The organism is Microvirga arabica, assembly GCF_016811235.1.
Taxonomy (GTDB): Bacteria; Pseudomonadota; Alphaproteobacteria; order Rhizobiales; family Beijerinckiaceae; genus Microvirga; species Microvirga arabica.
Map to the genome: position 1 here is coordinate 19,759 of NZ_JAFBID010000031.1, position 17,494 is coordinate 37,252.

Genomic DNA, 17,494 nt, shown 5'->3' on the forward strand with positions numbered 1-17,494 from the left:
AAGTGGGGTATTTGTAGTTAGAACTGAGCCGCCGGAGGAACCTCCGCTCGACCCCACTGTAAGACGATGCTGCAACTGAATTCGTGACAAGACGGGTTCGCAGAACAGGTTAGTTCGCGCTTCACACGACCTGTACGCGTCCACCGAACCCGGAGCGAAAGAGAGCCTCGTGGGCCTCCTGATCAGGGTCGTAGCAGCAGTCCTTGACCAGACGCAGGTCGTAGTCCGCATCACTGGCCCAGGCGACGCTTGAGAGAACAACGCCGGTGGTGCTGATCCCCGCCATCACAAGCGTGTTGACGCCGCGTGCTCGAAGGTCGGCATCGAGCGAGGTGCCGTGAAAGACGCTGGCACGCGGACAGGCATAGAACAGGTCGCCCCGTTCGGTCGCCAGCCCTTCGACGGGCAGGCCGGTACGAAATCGTCCACTCGGCAAATACGGTGTGATCTGGCGGTTGGTCGCCGGCGGGGCATGTTGATACTCCTCGCCCAGCGAGAAGTTGGGGAACGCCACCGGCCGACCGGTCTCACGCCAGCGGCGGATCAGAGCGTTACACCGGTCCAGTAGCGGCGACGGCTGTTCCCCGAAGAGAATAGAGAACACATCGGCTTGGTAGTGCATGATGACGAGAGCCGCGCGATCAATGTCGCTCCTCTGGAAATCAATCGACATTCCTGTCCTCCGAGACTTCATATCAAAGTCAACCACAATAGCCGTGGCACCATCGGTGTGATCGGGACATACGACACGGTCATTATGGTTATGCTTTGCGAGCGTTCTCACTTCCGTAAGAAACGACGAATCGTGGTGTTGTCCTGACGGGAACCCAAGGACTCCTAGTAGCGTATGTAAGACATCTGTGGCAGGTGGCGGAGCTTCTCCGGGTTTCGGACGATATAGATGGCTGTGATCCTCCCATCCTCGACCTGCAGGGCCGTGGTTTCCACCACGTCTCCCCGTTCAAGCGTCACGAAACCCGGCAGGCCATTGATCGAACCGCGATAGAGCACGGGAGGTTGAGCGCCATTCACCTTGTGAGCCAAACCAGCGAAGAACCGGGCCACCCGACGAAAACCGTGGAGCGGGTTCAAGGCTGCGATCTTGACGCCACCACCCTCGGTGTAGGCGACCACGGTCTCCGCCAGGAGTGTCTTGAGGGCATCAACATCGCCGCTCCGGGAGGCGGCAAAGAAGGCCTCCGCAATGCGTTGGCCCTCGTCCTTCGAGACGCTGTAGCGGGGTCGCGCCGCCTGCACATGCTTGCGGGCGCGGGACGCAAGCTGGCGGCAGGCAGCGGGTTCGCGGCTCAGCGTTGTGGCAATCTCGTCAAAACCCATGCCGAACACGTCGTGCAGGAGAAAAGCTGCCCGCTCCAGCGGGGAGAGACGTTCCAGCGCCATCATAAGGGTCAGAGACAGATCCTCATCCGGATCATCCGCTCCGGCATCGAAGACCGGCTCAGGCAGCCACGGACCGATGTAGGTCTCGCGCCTCACCCGCGCCGACTTGAGATGATCGAGGCACAGACGGGTGACTGTCTGAGACAGATAGGCGGGTGGGTCCCAAACGGCCGAGCGGTCGGCCTTGTGCCAACGCAGCCACGCCTCCTGGACAATGTCCTCCGCCTCTGCGATGGAGCCGAGCATGCGGTAGGCAAGGCGGATCAGCCTCGGCCGAAGCGAGCGGAACAGATCCGCCGCCTCTGTCTCAAGTGGCGGCACGGCCGGCCTTCGCGGGATGGGTGGAGCGGAAGCCAATGGCGAACCGGTTCCAGGCGTTGTAAGCGCTGACCACCAGGGTGAGTTCGACCTGCTCCTTGTCACTGATGCTCCTTGAAGGCCGCATAATCCTCGTCCGGAGCATGGGTCTGGGAGATCAGCGTCAAGGACTCGGTCCAGGCGAGTGCCGCCCGCTCCCGATCGCTGTACAGCGGGGACTCACGCCAGGCATTGAGAAGGTAGAGGCGCTCCTCGGCTTCGCCAATCTCCCGCGCGGCCTTGGTGTGCATGTAGATGCAGTAGGCACAGCCGTTGATCTGGGAGGCCCGGATCTTCACAAGCTCGACGAGACTCGGCTCCAAGCTAACGTTCTTCACAGCCTTCTCGAGTTCGAGCATGCCCTTCATGGCGTCGGGTGCGGCGGCGAAGTAGTCCAATCTGGCTTTGGTCATTTTGTCCTCAGTGAAGGGTCGTGACGCCCCCAAGACGAGGACGAGCCCCCCGGATGTGACATGCCCGTAATGGTAATTTTAGTTCACGCAATTGGCGGCCCCACCCAGCAGGGATGTGACGCGGCTCAAGTTCGGTCAAGGCGCACCTCCCGTGGCCCGGCCCTTCCCGGCGGCTTCATCCTGGCGTGCGATCTTGTGAGAGCGTGCGTCACCGTTAACGGCGCCGCTGGGCGCCACACTGTGGTCTATAGACATGGCCGTGCGTTTCCAATCAAATGGTTTCATAATGCAACCATCAAGGCCAGATCCGTTGGCTTGGCCATGAGGTTGATGATGGTGAAGCGAAAGAGTCTCCGGGGCGATTAATTCCGAAACTCGAGTGAAACGGGCGCTCGGAGTGCCCATCCCATTAGGGATATCGCCCCACCTACTGACCCTTGAATAATTCAGGAAGAAGGTCCCGCGCGATGGATCTCAGACGGTTGGCCTCTGCTTCTGCGATCCAGCGATAGGGGCGGCGCAAGCGGGTTCCGATCGGGGCCCAGTTGCCGATGGAGGCTAGCAGCTTATCGAGTGCCGCATTGGAGTGACCGCCATTGAGGCGGTAAGGCAGAATATATGTATCCAGGAACGTGCGGATCCTGCATTCAAGGTCGAGGGCAGCGGGAAGATCGAACGACATCCGATCGGTCCAAGCCTGAGCACCGCGAGGGCTGAGACAGGCAATGTTGGAGAAGGCGCCTGCTGCGACGCCTTCGCTGATGCCTGTCGCAAGATGGTGGCCGGGAACGAAAACGGCCCATTCGGTGAGATGCTGCCGTGCCGCGGCGTACCAGAGGGCGTCGCCATCGGCGAGCTTGATGCCATGGACAGCGGAACCTGCCCGCCGCAGCACCGATTCAAGCTCCGCCGGCGTCAATACGCGTTTTGCGTGAGGCGGATTGTACAAGACGAGGGGTATCCCCGCTGCAGCATCGGCCGCCATAGAGAGAAAATCGACAGCCTCGGAATCGGTCACCGGCACCCAATCCGGCAGGATTACCTGGATGGCAGCGGGAGCAAGACGCGTAGCCCGGCGGATTCGATCGCATGAGACCGACGGGTCAGGATGGCACGCACCGATGATGAAGGGGGCGCCGGCGGCGGTGCACCGATCCGCAAGAAGTTCCTGAATCCTGTCGTATTCAATCTCCATCTGGTTGTGGAATTCACCGGCCGTTCCGTTGGAATAGACACCATCGACTCTCGCATCGATTAACGCCTCGATCTCGGTGGCGAGCCGCCCGAAGTCAACCGAGTCGTCGTCTGCAATCGGAAGAAGAAGTGTCGCCCAATTGCCGCGCAGCCGCGACGGCGCGCTATCACCGGCGGTGCGATGCATCATCAGAGTTCTCGTCTGGTGAACCGTTGGCTGCATGCCTCAATCCCTCCGGCTGTCAAATCTGGGGTTGTAGGTGGCGGCGCAACGCGGAGGAACTGAGGGAGCGTTGATGCCGTCTTCCGCTTACCGGCGTCATCCGCTCACCTCGTGCCGGATACAGGCCTTGAAATGTCCCGGCGAAACCTCTTCGAGAGGCGGCACTACCCCAGCGCATCGCTCGACCGCATAGGGGCATCGCGTCCGGAAAACACATCCTGAAGGTGGGTTTGCCGGACTTGGGATATCACCCTTCAGGATCTGCCGGGTGCGGCACTTGGTAGGATCTGGGTTTGGAATCGCTGAGAGCAACGCTCGCGTATAGGGGTGGCGCGGATCCGCATAAAGCTGTTCGCTCGGCGCAAGCTCCATGATACGCCCGAGGTAAAGCACGATGACCGTATCGCAAATATACTCGACGACCGCCAGATCATGGGAGATGAAGAGCATCGTCAGACCGAGGCGGATCTGCAGATCGCGCAACAGGTTGACAATCTGAGCCTGGATTGAAACATCTAGCGCCGAGGCAGGCTCGTCCGCGACGATTAACTGCGGCTCAAGCGCCAAGGAGCGTGCGATCCCGATCCGCTGGCGCTGCCCACCCGAGAACTCATGCGCATAGCGTTCAAAGGCGTCAGCTGGCAGATCGACGGCCTCGAGTGCCGCCTTAGCACGCTGGGTCCGCTCCTGGCGCGTCCCCACACGTTGAATCTCAAGACCTTCCGTCAGAATCTGGCCGATCGTCATTCGCGGCGACAGGCTCGCGAAGGGATCCTGGAAAATGTACTGCATGCTCTTGCGTTGCCGGCGCATCTCGGCAGCAGACAGCTTGGTAAGATCGATCCCGTTAAAGCGTACCTCGCCGGATGTTGGTTCGACTAGGCGCAGCACAGATCGCCCGATCGTGGTCTTGCCGCTGCCTGACTCCCCGACAAGGCCAACAACCTTGCCGCGTGGGACATCGAAGGAAACATCCTCGAGAGCGCGCACGACTGCCCCGCGGGAAAATCCAGCCGGCTTAAAATGCTTGGTCAATCCTCTGACCGAGAGCAGCGGTTCTTCCATCCCTAAACCTCCTGCCATCTAATGCAGCGGCTCTTCTGGCCACTGCCGGTTTCATACAAGGGCGGAACATCGGCCCTGCATGCGTCAATTGCATAGGGGCAACGGGGAGCGAAGGAACAGCCCTTCGGGAGCAGCATGAGGCTCGGCACGGAGCCCGCGATCGTCGGCAGCGGGATCCCCTTCCGTCTCAGCTCGGTCGCCTCCCCCAGCCTGGGGACGGAGCGCATCAGCCCGATCGTGTAAGGGTGCCGTGGATGCCTGAACACATCGGCAACGGTGCCGGTCTCGACAATCCGGCCTGCATACATCACGGCCACCCGGTCGGCGATCTCGGCCACGACCCCTAGGTTATGCGTGACGAACAAGATGCCCATACCCCGTTCCGCCTGCAGCTTCTGAAAGAGATCGAGGATCTGGGCCTGGATCGTCACATCGAGTGCGGTGGTCGGTTCGTCGGCAATCAGCAGGACCGGGTCACAGGAAAGCGCCATCGCAATGGTGGCACGCTGGCGCATGCCGCCCGAGAGCTCGTGCGGATATTGCCTGGCGCGCCGCTCGGGATCGGGGATGCCGACATCGGCCAGAAGCTTGACCGCCGCGGCAGCCGCGTCCTTGTGGCTTAGCCTAAGATGGATGCGCATGGGCTCGGCGATCTGCTCGCCAATAGTATAGACCGGGTTGAGGCTCGTCATGGGCTCCTGGAAGACCATAGCGATGTCATTGCCCCGGATGTGCCGCATGCCCTCGGCATCGAGTTTGGTCAGGTCCCGTGCCTGGCCCGCCTTTCCTCGAAACAGAATGCTGCCCTCGGCTACCTTCCCCACTGCCCTGGGTAGCAGCCCCATGATCGAGAGGCTGGTGACGGATTTGCCCGATCCGGATTCGCCGACCAGCGCCAGGGTCTCGCCTGACGCAATGGTCAGTTCCAAGTCTTGTACGGCGGCCACTTGCCGTCCCCCGATCCGGAACACCGTCTTGAGGCCTGAGATATCCAGGATCGGGGCGGTACGCATGGCTTCAGCTCCTGAGCCCCGCGGCGCGGACGATCTCTTCGACTTTTGCAGCCTCCTCAGCGTTGAGCGACCGCTGGGGCCGCGCCATCGTATTGGTGGCGATGATGCCGAGGGAGCGCATAGCGGTCTTGAAGGCGCCCACCCCCGCCGAACCCGCGCTGGTGCGAGGAAGCGAAACCCAGACCATTTCGAACAGCCGGCACAGACGCTCCTGTTCCTTGCGCGCAGCCTCCCAATTGCCCACTTGAGCATGATCCCACAGCCGGACATAACCATGCGGGTCCACGTTGGCGAGACCCGGGACCACACCATGCGCTCCCATCTGGAGGACGTTATCGACGACGATCTCGGAGCCGGTCATCAGGAAGACGTCGGGCTTGTCGGCGAGATCGAGCAGGCAGAAGCGGAAGTTGCCGTCGTCACCGCTTGAGTCCTTGAGCCCAGCGATGGTACCCTCGCGGGCCAGCGTCACCGTTGTCTTGCGCTCGAGCTTGGTGTGCACGCAGACGGGAATGTCATAGGCAATCACGGGGATCTCAAGCGCCTCGCGCACGTAGCGGAAATGGTCGACGACTTCCGGCTGGCTCGTCCGGGTATAGAAGGGAGCCGTCACGACAACGGCATCGACACCGATCGATTGCGCTGCTCTTGCATGGCCAATGACCCGGTCAGTGGTCGGATCGATGACACCGGCCAAAACTGGCAGGCGTCCGTTCACCACCTTCACCGTATGCTCAAGGATCTGGCGCCGGGTGGCTTCGTCGTGGAAGATCACCTCACTTGTCGAGCCGAGAACGAAGAGGCCGTGCACACCGCCCGCGATAAGATGTTCGAGGACTTTGGTGTAGGAGGGATAATCGACCTCGAAGTTCTCGGTCAGGGGAGTGACGACGGGAGGCACAACGCCGCGGAAGTTGGTCATAGTGAGCCTTTGTTGCTTGGTTATTGAAGATCGGAGCGGGGATCGAAGGCGTCACGCAGGCCGTCACCGACGAAGTTGATCGCCAGCACTGTGGTGACCAGTGCCCCGCCTGGGAACATCCATTGCCAGACATACTGCTCAAGCACGCTGGTGGAGCGGGCCGCATTCAGCATATTACCCCAGCTGGCCTCTGGAGGAGCGATGCCAAGTCCAAGGAAGGACAGGCCTGCCTCGAGCAGGATGGCATTAGCGATCTGCAGGGTTGCATAGACCACGAGAATATCAATGCAGTTCGGGAGACCGTGTCGGAACAGCAGGTGACCCATCCCGGCTCCCATTCCGCGCGCAGCGACCACGAAGTCGCGCTCGCGCAGCTCAAGAAGACGGGCTCGGACCATGCGTGACAGAACGGGCCATGACAGCAGCGAGATCACGGCAATTGTGGGCACAATGCCGGTCCCGACAATCGAGGCGAGGACAAGCAGCAGGATAACCGGGGGCAGCGTCATGGCAAGATCAACGAGGCGCATGATGGCGCCGTCGACCACACGCCCGCTGAAGGATGATACCGCACCCACAAGGAAGCCAATGACCAGTGAGACCGCTACGGATGTAACCGCCACGAGAAGCGAGATACGGCCGCCCTGCATCAGACGCGCGAAGACGTCGCGCCCGACGCCGTCGGTTCCAAACCAATGGCTGGCGCTAGGCCCCTTGTTGAGGGCGCGCAGGTCGATTTGGTTGGGCGTATACGCCCACCAGAGCGGATAGGACAGGATTGCCATGAGAATGACGATAAAAACTGTGAGCCCCAAAAGAGCCATGCGGTTGGTGACGAATCGGCCGAGGGCCCGGGCGATCGGCCCTCGGCGAGAAGCAGGTATGGCGGCAGGAGCACTCATGGTCAGGCGACCTGAATACGGGGGTCGACGGCGGCATACGCGATGTCGGTTAGGAGATTGACCACGATCACGCACGCTCCGATGATCAGCGTCGCGCCCATGATGACCGGATAGTCACGGGTATCGACGGCATTGATCAGGAGCAGTCCCATGCCGGGCCAGTTGAAGACGCTCTCGATGAAGATCGCTCCACCCACCGCAATGCCGATGGTTGACCCGATCAGGGTGACGACCGGCAGCAGTGCATTGCGCACCGCGTGCTTCATGATAACCCAGAACTCCTTGACGCCTTTGGCACGAGCGGTACGGACATAATCCTGGTTCAGCACTTCGAGGAGCGACGCGCGCATGTAGCGCATGATCAGGGCCGCATGGCCGATGGACAGAAGGCAGGCGGGCAGCACGAGATGGGCGAGGAGGTCGCCAATCGAGAACGGGGCGCCAGGTGTCAGCATGCCGCCGGATGGCGCCCAGCGGAGGACTACTGAGAACAGGTACAAGCCTAGGAGCGCCGTCAAAAAGGCGGGGCTCGAGATGCCAAAGAAGGCGATGACGGAAAAGCCGATGTCAGTTGGGGAATTGCGCCTGACGGCGCTGAGAATCCCCGCCCCGATGCCGATGACAATTGCGATGACCAGTCCAGCTGCCATCAGCAGGATGGTTGGCCCAATGCGTTCGAGCACAAGGGGCAGAACCCTCACACCGTTACGCTGGATCGAGTATCCGAGATCGCCGGTAGCGGCAGCCCGCAGCCACGCGAGATACTGAATGGGCAGAGGCTGGTCGAGCCCAAGACGCGCCCGTATTGCATCCATCTCCGCCTGGGACATGGCAACGTTGGGGTTGACGTAAGCGTCGATCGGATCGCCCGGTGCCAAGCGCAGAAGGACGAAGACGAGCATGCTTAGGGCAACGAGCATCAGCAGACCGGTGGCGAGGCGCCTCAGGATGTACGGCAGCATGAGTATGCCTTGTGGGTATGGGAAGGCAGCCCAATTGGGACTGTGCCGCCTTCCCCGATGCTCCGACGGGTGCGCTTACCTCTCGATTGACCATTTATCCGGGTGCGCGTTGTAAGGTCCGCCGGCCGGAGCGGGCACCCAGACGAAATCCTTCAGCTTGGTCGAGGCAACGCCATAGCGGTTGGCGACCCACATGGTGGCCCAGGGGAGATTGGCGTTCATCGCCTTGCAAACGTCTTGGTAGCGCGTGTTGAGTTGTTGCGGATTGGTCTCCGCAAGCGCGGTGTCGAGCGCCTTGGTCAGTTCCGGCATCTCAATGCGCAGGAAGTTCGCCCCGGCGGGGGGCTTCTGTGCCGCATTCAGGCCAATGTTGAGACCCGACGGATCTGGCCCGTTCTGAAGCCCGGCGTAAACGAGCGGGAACTGGTTGAAGTCAGGGTTGCCGGCGTAGATGATGCCGTTATAGGTCGGCGTGTCGACGACCCGCGGCACCACGTTGATGCCGACCTGCGCGAGCATGGCCTGCACAGCCGCCATGACATTAGCGGCTTGGGGTGTGTTGTAATAGGTCAGCCAAGTGATCGGCTTGCTGCCATTGATCTTATCCCAACCGGCTTCCGCCAAGAGAGCCTTGGCCTTGGCCAGATCGTAGGCATAGGGGTTCAAGCCTTCAGGGACAAGCTGTTTGGCAACGTAGCCACAATTGGCGACAGTCGCGGCTCCGCCATAGAGGCTGTCGATGATGGCCTGGCGGTCGATGGCGTGCATCACGGCTTGGCGCACACGCACGTCCTTCCAGAGCGGAACCTGTTGGTTGAAGCCCACGTAGTTGACCACGAAGGATTGTCCTTCGATGACCTTGAACCCTTTGTTGTCCTTGAAAGCCGCGACATCGTCGGGCTCAACGTAGGTGAACTGGATTTCTCCCGCGCGCAGCGCTGCTACGGCGGCCGCTGTGTTCTTGAAGTAGCGGTTGATCACCCGGTCCACCTTTGGCCGGCCAAGGCGATAATCGTCGTCGGCCACCAGCTCGACGTATTGGTCGGTCACATATTGTTTGAACTTGAAGGGGCCTGTTCCAATGGGCTTGGTCGCCCACCACGTGCTGGTTGCCAGCTCCTTCGGCGTCGTGCCGGCAAGCGCATGCTCGGGCAGGATCATGAGCTTCGTCAGCGTCGCGAGGAGACCCGCGTCGGGGCGCGAGAGTTTGATGACTGCCGTCCGTTCGTCAGGCGTCTCAACGGATGCGATCGCGTTGAGGCGTGCGGCGAAGACCGTTCCGGTTTCACCATTCTTGGCAAGTTCCACCGTGAATTTCACGTCCCTGGAGGTGAAAGGCTTGCCGTCGTGCCACGTCTCGTTGGCGAGCTTGAAGGTATACTCGGTCTTGTCAGTATTGACTGAATATTCGGTGGAGAGAGCCCCTTCGATCGCCGTCAGATCAGCATTGTAGTTGATCAGCGGCTCAAAGTAGACGTTGAGCCAGGTGAACCCACCTGTCGCCGCAAGTGGATTGAAGTTGCCTTGGAAGCCGCCGGGCCCGACGTCAAAGCCGCCCGTGATCGTCTTCTGTTCCTGGGCTGTCACTGAAGTCGTCAGGACTGTTGCCCCAAGAAGCGCTGCGACGGAGATGGCTCGTGTCAAAGTTTTCAGCTGCATCATTTCCTCCCGTTATGTGGTAGCTATTCTTCTGTTATTGGCGATCACTTCGAGAATGCCCTCGTAGTGCTTGTCGAGCCTCTCCCGGGCCCGTTCGACATCGTGCGCCGCCACCGCCTCGACAATCTCGTGATGATCGCGCCACGTAGAGAGCGGGTCGGAATTGGCGAGGTTGGCAAAGTTGGAAGCCTTGTAAAAGGCCCGCCAGAAGATCTCGATCAGGCCGGTGAGCATCCGGTTGTTCTGGCAGCGGAACAGCAGTCGATGGAACTGTTCGTCCTCCTCGGCGAAGCTCTCGTTGCGCTCGGCCCGCTGGCGCATGCGCTCCGTCACCTGGCGTAAAGCGGCGAGATCCTCCTCGCTGATCATCTCAACTGTCTTATGGATGAGCCCGGTTTCGAGAACACGGCGTAAGTCACGAAGCTCCTCAACATCCCGCAGGGCGTCGCCGAGGCCGTAAGCGAGATTGTCCAGCAGGGGCTGGAACGAGAATTGCTTCACAAAGACGCCGATGCCGCGGCGGGTTTCCAGGATACCCACGGATTCGAGAGCCTTGATCGCCTCCCGGACAGAGTTGCGGCTGACCCCCAGCTGCTGAGCAAGAATAGACTCGGGCGGCAGCGCGTCCCCAGCCTTGAGCTGGTTGTCCTCAATGTAGCTGCGCAGGCTCTCCTGTACGGTTACATGCAGGGATGGCGGTTTGGTCAAGGGCTTTATGTCTCTCAAACCGGACATTCCTCACTCCTGCTCGCCGTCTCCAGGTTGGCGCAGTGGTACTCATAATCTTCTTGCTACATATCAGCTTGTAGGATATCCAGCAAGTGGGTAAGAGGACAGGTCTATCATATGAGGGTTTGTCTGCTGGGCGTGAGCCACTGGCACGCCGCGATGCATCTGGATGCGGTGAGGTCCTCAGGCGGCGAGGTCATGGCCGTTTGGGATCCTGATACGGGAGCGGCAGCCAAGTTTGCCGCCACCTACAATGTCGCGGTTCGCAAGAGCGTTCAGCAGGTATTCGATGAGCGGCCTGACCTGATTGTTGTCATGGGCTTCCCCAAGAATGTTCGGGACGTCGCACTGAAGGTCGTATCCGCCGGCATCCCGATGATCCTAGAGAAGCCGGCGGCCCCCACCACCAGCGAGTTGATGCATATCGTCGAGGCTACCCGGAGCCGGGGGAGCTTTGTCGGCGTACCTTTCCCAAACCGTTTCGGCCCGGTCTTCCGTACAATGGCGGAGCTCGACACGAGGGCGCGCCTCGGCAAGCTCGCCCATTGTCATTTCCGGATCGTCAACGGCCCTCCTCAACGCTACCGCGACGACGCAGTCGGTTGGATGCTCGATCCGGCAATCAGCGGCGGCGGGGCACTGCGCAACCTCGGAATTCATGGCATCGATGCCGCCCTTTCGCTTACCCAGGGAACCTTGCGCGTCGTCTCAGCCTCCATCGGAAATCGCAACCATGACGAGCGGGTCGAGGACCACGCCCACGTGACCCTGCGCGACGAGGCCGGAACGCTCTTCACGGTCGAAGCGGGCTACACCTATGCCTCGATGGCTCCGGGCGGGGACTTCGAGTGGCGGATCGCAACCCGCAACGCTTACCTGATTGACCGAGGTGAGACGGCACAGTGCGCGACCTTGGATGACGGGAGCATCCGCACGCTCGTCCCTGAGCATCCTAGCACGCGCTACCGGCTGTTCATGGCTGACACATTCGCCAGGCTCCGCTCCGGTGAGGCCCCCACGGTCAGCATTGAGCACTATCAGGCAGCGATGCAGGTCATCGACGCCGCATACGAGAAGGCAACAGCATGATCGGAGTAGGGATTATCGGGGCTGGCCACTTCGGAGCGGTTCACGCCCGCGCGATGGCGGAGGTTGAGGAGGTCAGGCTCGTCGCGTCCTGCCGCGAGGATGCGGACGCCGCCGCAGCGTTTGCGGCCGAACATGGTGGCAAGGGCTATAGCGACTGGCCTGCGCTTCTCGAGGATCCAAAGGTCGATGCTGTTCTGATTGCCACGCCGCACCATCTGCATGAAGCAATCACCATCGGGGCGGCGCAGGCAGGCAAGCATATCCTGCTTGAGAAGCCGATGGCGCCATGCGTCGCTGCCTGCGACACCATGCTTGCGGCTGCGGATGCGTACGGTGTCAAACTCATGATCGGGCACGTGATGCACTTTGCCCTGCCCTGCCTCAAAGCCAAGGAGATCATCGACTCGGGCGTGTTCGGTGCGCCGGTTCTGGGCTCGAGCTGGATGATCAAGCTGTGGATGGAGAGCAACCGGCGTCCCTGGCACATCAACCATGCGTCAGGGGGCGGGATGCTGATGACGGCCGGCATCCATGCGCTCGACCGGTTGATATGGCTCATGGGGCAGCCGGTAGTCGGGGTGACAGCCATGACCGGCACCTACTTCCACGAACAAGAGGCTGATGATGCAGCCCTGATCAGCTTGCGCTTTGCAAATGGCCGAGTCGGCCAAGTGGCCAGCGTCGGCTACCGCGATGGTGCCGTGACCTTCGCTATGGACCTTGTATGCGAGAACGGCACGATCCGGATCGATTTCGATCATGGAGTTTCCACTGGACAAGACGGGGTCTGGACGCCAGTTCCCGGATCCATCGAGCCGAACTGGATGGGGGCGGCCGTGGCACGCGAGTGGCGGGCCCTCGCCGCCAGCATCATGAACGATACGCCCTCCCCGGTCACCGGAGCCTATGGACGCCACGTCGTTGCCTGCATCGAAGCGGCCCACCGGGCTAGCGCCAGCCGGTGCGAGGTCCCGATCCCCGGCACCTTCCTAGTGTAAAGCTCTGCTCGACAACACCACACAAGTCCGGAACAGTCATGACCTCACAGTCTGCGGCCACAGCACTCACCGAGCGATTGAAGGGCGGCTTGGTCGTCTCCTGCCAGCCCGTTCCTGAGGGCCCGTTCGATGATCCCGCATCGGTCGTGCGCTTCGCACTGGCTGCCCGGAATGCCGGCGCCAGAGCACTCAGGATCGAAGGCATCGCCAATGTCGCTGCTGTCGCCGCTGCCTGTTCGCTGCCGATCATCGGTCTTGTGAAACGCGACCTGCCGGACACACCGGTCCGGATCACACCATGGCTCGAAGACATCAACGCGCTGTCCGAGGCCGGTGCGACGATCATCGCCTTCGACGCTACCGACCGAGTCAGGCCCGTACCAGTGCTGACCCTGATCGAGGCGGTACACGCACAGGGCCGCATTGCGATGTCAGACATTGCGACAGTGGCCGAGGCAAGGAACGCAAGCGCACTCGGTGCAGACATTATCGGCACCACGATGTCCGGCTACACGGATGCAGGGCCTCCTCCGCGTGCACCGGATATCAGTTTGGTTGAAGAGGCCTCCAAGTTGGGTAAGCCAGTCTTCGCTGAGGGCCGCTACAACGAGCCTCGCTTAGCGGCCGCGGCCATACGCGCGGGGGCTGCGGCGGTAGTTGTCGGCTCTGCCATCACCCGCCCAGAGCACATCACGCAATGGTTCGTTGACGCTATTGCAGGCGAAGCATCCCCAGCGAGGCCGATGCTTGCGATCGACATCGGCGGCAGCAAGACGGCTGTGGCGTTGGTCCTGGAAAACCGCGTCCTCGAGCGGCGGCAGATTCCGACTCAGCCCGCTGACGGAGCAGAGGTGTGGCTGAGAGCTGCCGCCGATGCCACAAGGGACTGGCACGGGCGGTATAGTGGTGTAGCGGCCGCCGTGACCGGTCTGATACGGACCGGACTCTGGACAGCCGTCAATCCGGCGACTTTGCCCGTCCCAGCAGACTTCCCGCTGGCATCACGCTTGGCCGCTCACTTCGGCAGTCCCGTTCTGGCCCTGAATGATGCTCAGGCCGCAGCCTGGGGCGAGTATCGCTTCGGTGCTGGCCGAGGCCGCGATCTTCTCTTCCTGACAGTATCCAGCGGAATTGGTGGAGGGGCCGTCGTCGGCGGCCAGCTCCTGAGTGGATCGGGCGGTCTTGCCGGGCATGTCGGCCAAATTCCGGTGCCGGCTCCGGGAAAACGCTATCACCGCTTGGAAGATCTGGCGTCTGGCTTCGCCATCTCGGCAGCAGCCCGCACCGCCGGCCATGATGCGGATGCCAGACAGGTTTTCGCCGCGTTGGCGGCGGGCGAGAGCTGGGCGGAAGGCATTGTCGCGGAGGCTGTGGATCATCTCGCCATGGCTCTTCCGGGATTCCAGGCGATCCTTGATCCGGAGGTCATGGTGATCGGCGGCGGCGTAGGCCTGGCAGCAGGTTTCCTGCCCCGTCTTGAGGCCGCTCTGTCCCGTTTCCCCTCTGCTCTCAGGCCGTCCTTGGCACCGGCCCTCCTCGGTGCCGATGCCGGCCTTTTAGGCGCAGCTGATCTTCTGAAGAGGAAGGTGCCCATCAAACACCTCGAAATGGATACGGCTCCAGCCGCCGGTGCTACCGCACTCAATGCGTAGCCACCGCATGTCCGCGACATCCCCGGTATCTGAGGATGATATGTCAGAGCGCCTGAATATGGAAACAAGGATGGTGCGCGAAGCGCAGGAGGCCCCGCAGGTGGTCTCGCGCCTGCTCGAGAGCAATGCGCCCCTCTGCCGGGAGCTGGGCGAGCGTCTGCGCGCCTCGCCTCCGCCCTTTGCCGTGACCTGCGCGCGCGGTAGCTCGGACAATGCGGCGACCTTCGTCAAATACCTGCTCGAGATCCATTCCGGTCTCGTGACCGCCTCCGTCGGCCCGTCGGTGACCTCCGTCTACGAGGCGCGTCCGCGCATGCGCGATGCGCTGTTCCTCGCCGTGTCGCAATCGGGCCGCAGCCCAGATATTCTCAACCTCGCCAAGGCTGGGCGCGATGATGGCGCGCTGACGGTTGCGCTGGTGAACGACACCACCTCGCCGCTCGCCTCCACCTGCGAGGTGGTGCTGCCGCTCCATGCGGGACCTGAGAAGAGCGTGGCGGCCACGAAGTCTTTCATCGCCGCGCTGGCGGCAGGCCTGCAGCTCGTCGCCCACTGGTCGCAGGATCAAGACCTGCTGAACGCGCTCGACACCCTGCCGGACGTTCTCGCCAAAGCGTCTGCCGTCGATTGGTTCCCCGCGCTGCCGCTCCTTTCTGATGCCGACAACCTCTTCGTCGTCGGGCGCGGTGTCGGTTTCGCCGTGGCGCAGGAAGCGGCGCTCAAGCTCAAGGAGACATCGGGCGTTCATGCGGAGGCCATGAGTGCCGCCGAGCTGATGCACGGCCCCTGGACGCTGGCCGGCGACCACTTCCCGATCCTGGTCCTCAGCCAGCAGGACGAGACGCTCAGCGGCGTCAACGATCTTGTGACGAAGCTGAACGAACAGGGCGTTCCCGTCGTGGTGGCCGGCGCGGCGGAAGGTCCTGCCTCCGTGATGCTGCCGCCGGTCGAGGATGTGCATCCCTATCTTGCCCCGATCGCTCTCATTCAGAGCTTTTATCCTCTCGTGAACGCCATTGCGCTGGCACGCGGGCGCAATCCCGACAGCCCGCCGCGGCTGCGCAAGGTGACGGAGACCGTCTGATGGCCGTTGCTCTGACCGGCGCCCGCATCTTCGACGGGTCGCACATGCTCGACGGCCGCGCCGTGTTAATCGAGAACGGCCGCATCGCGGGCGTGCCGCATGTTCAGGACCTCGGCACCGGAATCGAACGCCGCGCAGTGAGCGGCCTGCTGGCTCCCGGCTTCATCGACGTTCAGGTCAATGGCGGCGGCGGCGTTCTCTACAACGATGTGCGGACCGTCGAAGGGCTGAGAACCATTGCGCAGGCGCACCGCGCCTATGGCACCACGGGGCTCCTGCCGACCTTCATCACCGACACCCGCGAGATGATGGCGGAAGCGATGGAGGCGATGCGCGAGGCACTGGCGGCCCGCATCCCAGGCGTTCTCGGAATCCATGTCGAGGGTCCCTTCATCAGCCCCGAGCGCAAGGGCGTGCACAATCCTGCCTTCATGCGCCCGATGGAGGACGAGGACATCGCGATCCTGACCTCCCTGAAGGAGGGCCGCACCCTCGTGACGCTGGCGCCCGAGCGCAACAGCATGGATTCCATTGCGCGGCTTGCCTCCGCCGGCGTGTTGATCTGCGCCGGGCATACGGCGAGCGACTATGACACGGTCATGGAAGCCACCCGCCACGGCCTGCGCGGCTTCACGCATCTCTTCAACGCCATGCCGCCGCTCGCCGGTCGCGACCCCGGTCCCGTGGGTGCGGCGCTCGACAGCCGTGACACCTGGTGCGGCCTCATCGTCGACGGCCATCATGTGAGCGACGCTGCCTTGCGCGTGGCCATTGCCGCCAAGGGCACGGAGCGGATGATGCTCGTGACCGATGCTATGTCGGTGACCGGCACGGACCTGACGAGCTTCGAGCTCCACGGCCGCCCGATCTACCGCAAGGATGGCAGGCTCACGACGGAGGACGGAACGCTGGCCGGCTCCGATCTCGACATGGCGAGCGCCGTGCGCAACAGCGTCGAGCGCTTAGGCCTCGCCCTGCCGGACGTGCTGCGGATGGCTTCGCTCGTGCCGGCGAGCTTCCTGCGGCTCGATCATGAACTTGGCCGCATCGCACCTGGATATCGGGCCGATCTCGTCCTCCTCGACGACAGCCTGCAGGTGAGGCAGACTTGGATTGGCGGAATGGCACTATCAACGTAACTGGGCGCTGACGTGATGCTGCCATAGATAAACGATCAACACGACTCACCATCCCCGGTATGCCCATCATCGCTTTCCGGCTGAAGGCATCAGCTATGCCGTGTTGAGGAGATGCTCACCGCCCGAGAAAGCTGTCCTCGGAATAGGAGAGCATAAGCGTTTGTGGGGCAATTAGTCCAAGATCGTTCTCAAGAGCAGCCTCTCCAAGACGTTGAAGTTGTCGTCGAATGGGCCCGCTCTCAAGCGCTTCATACCTGCTCCACAAAACCTCATGGTCTCGACAATCTACCGTAGAAGTAGGTATTTGAGTCAAGCGCGTGATCAAATCTCATGGAGGTTCAGGCGGCCGCTGAAACCCGCGCGATCACTTTGATCTCGAAGTCGAAGCCTGCAAGCCTGTGGAACAGTGGGAGAGACTGCACCCGCATTATCCCTCAGCATGAATGGCTTACCGTGCCGATTGGCGTCGTGACCTCATGCCGAATAAACCTGAGTCCGTGGTAGCGACTACCCTCCTGCCCGATCATCCTCCGGCGTTGCTCATCTGGCGACATGTCCGCCACAAAGTGATCCGAGCCGATAGTCCGGAACGGACCACTTCGGAGTAGTGGTTAAGTGAGGAGCAGAAGACGGTACGCAATTACTACCGTCTTGAGACGGACCCGGGCGGGCGCTATCACGTCTTCCGCAAC

General features: G+C 61.9%; 15 protein-coding genes and 1 pseudogene. 5 read left to right on the top strand and 11 right to left on the bottom strand.

Annotated elements, in window-relative coordinates:
• Positions 1-121: 121 nt before the first annotated feature.
• The 11 genes and pseudogenes from JQC81_RS16375 to JQC81_RS16425 all read right to left on the bottom strand — a co-directional run bounded on the left by JQC81_RS16375 (position 122) and on the right by JQC81_RS16425 (position 10,846).
• Positions 122-673: a cysteine hydrolase family protein gene (locus tag JQC81_RS16375; protein ID WP_246520475.1), complete on the bottom strand. Its 552-nt coding sequence runs from the start codon at positions 671-673 to the stop codon at positions 122-124.
• A gap of 164 nt (positions 674-837) precedes the next feature.
• Entirely contained in the window at positions 838-1,722 is an 885-nt protein-coding gene (locus tag JQC81_RS16380) for a sigma-70 family RNA polymerase sigma factor (protein WP_312887536.1), read from the bottom strand.
• Positions 1,709-2,171: pseudogene (locus tag JQC81_RS16385) on the bottom strand (carboxymuconolactone decarboxylase family protein). The gene JQC81_RS16380 and the pseudogene JQC81_RS16385 overlap by 14 nt, the downstream one beginning before the upstream one ends.
• Before the next feature lie 427 nt (positions 2,172-2,598).
• Positions 2,599-3,555, bottom strand: coding sequence for a dihydrodipicolinate synthase family protein (locus JQC81_RS16390; RefSeq protein ID WP_246520476.1), 957 nt, complete (start codon positions 3,553-3,555; stop codon positions 2,599-2,601).
• A 129-nt stretch (positions 3,556-3,684) separates the two neighbouring features.
• On the bottom strand, positions 3,685-4,653 hold the full coding sequence (locus JQC81_RS16395; RefSeq protein WP_203272865.1) for an ABC transporter ATP-binding protein: 969 nt from the start codon (positions 4,651-4,653) through the stop codon (positions 3,685-3,687).
• Positions 4,654-4,655: 2 nt separating this feature from the next.
• A complete protein-coding gene (locus tag JQC81_RS16400; protein WP_203272866.1) occupies positions 4,656-5,666 on the bottom strand; it encodes an ABC transporter ATP-binding protein in 1,011 nt (336 codons plus the stop codon).
• A gap of 4 nt (positions 5,667-5,670) precedes the next feature.
• Entirely contained in the window at positions 5,671-6,588 is a 918-nt protein-coding gene (locus JQC81_RS16405; protein WP_203272867.1) for a dihydrodipicolinate synthase family protein, read from the bottom strand.
• Between the two features lie 20 nt (positions 6,589-6,608).
• The gene (locus JQC81_RS16410) at positions 6,609-7,490 is read right to left on the bottom strand and encodes an ABC transporter permease (protein WP_203272868.1); all 882 of its coding nucleotides are present in this window, start codon (positions 7,488-7,490) and stop codon (positions 6,609-6,611) included.
• A gap of 2 nt (positions 7,491-7,492) precedes the next feature.
• Complete coding sequence (locus tag JQC81_RS16415) at positions 7,493-8,452, bottom strand: ABC transporter permease (protein WP_203272869.1); 960 nt, start codon at positions 8,450-8,452, stop codon at positions 7,493-7,495.
• 75 nt (positions 8,453-8,527) lie between these two features.
• Positions 8,528-10,111, bottom strand: coding sequence for an ABC transporter substrate-binding protein (locus JQC81_RS16420; protein ID WP_203272870.1), 1,584 nt, complete (start codon positions 10,109-10,111; stop codon positions 8,528-8,530).
• Positions 10,112-10,123: 12 nt separating this feature from the next.
• Positions 10,124-10,846 carry a FadR/GntR family transcriptional regulator gene (locus JQC81_RS16425; RefSeq protein WP_203272871.1) on the bottom strand — a complete coding sequence of 241 codons (723 nt, stop codon included), beginning with the start codon at positions 10,844-10,846 and terminating at the stop codon, positions 10,124-10,126.
• Positions 10,847-10,957: 111 nt separating this feature from the next.
• Here JQC81_RS16425 and JQC81_RS16430 point away from each other — a divergent pair, with 111 nt between their 5' ends.
• From JQC81_RS16430 to nagA, 5 genes are all read left to right on the top strand, one after another.
• On the top strand, positions 10,958-11,929 hold the full coding sequence (locus tag JQC81_RS16430; protein WP_203272872.1) for a Gfo/Idh/MocA family protein: 972 nt from the start codon (positions 10,958-10,960) through the stop codon (positions 11,927-11,929).
• Positions 11,926-12,927, top strand: a complete 1,002-nt coding sequence (locus JQC81_RS16435) for a Gfo/Idh/MocA family protein (RefSeq protein WP_203272873.1) — start codon at positions 11,926-11,928, stop codon at positions 12,925-12,927. Before JQC81_RS16430 ends, JQC81_RS16435 begins: the two co-directional genes overlap by 4 nt.
• Before the next feature lie 38 nt (positions 12,928-12,965).
• Entirely contained in the window at positions 12,966-14,579 is a 1,614-nt protein-coding gene (locus tag JQC81_RS16440) for a putative N-acetylmannosamine-6-phosphate 2-epimerase (RefSeq protein WP_203272874.1), read from the top strand.
• Positions 14,580-14,649: 70 nt separating this feature from the next.
• Positions 14,650-15,663: an SIS domain-containing protein gene (locus JQC81_RS16445; protein ID WP_246520477.1), complete on the top strand. Its 1,014-nt coding sequence runs from the start codon at positions 14,650-14,652 to the stop codon at positions 15,661-15,663.
• On the top strand, positions 15,663-16,802 hold the full coding sequence (nagA, locus tag JQC81_RS16450) for an N-acetylglucosamine-6-phosphate deacetylase (RefSeq protein ID WP_203272876.1): 1,140 nt from the start codon (positions 15,663-15,665) through the stop codon (positions 16,800-16,802). The genes JQC81_RS16445 and nagA overlap by 1 nt, the downstream gene beginning before the upstream one ends.
• Positions 16,803-17,494: the final 692 nt, after the last annotated feature.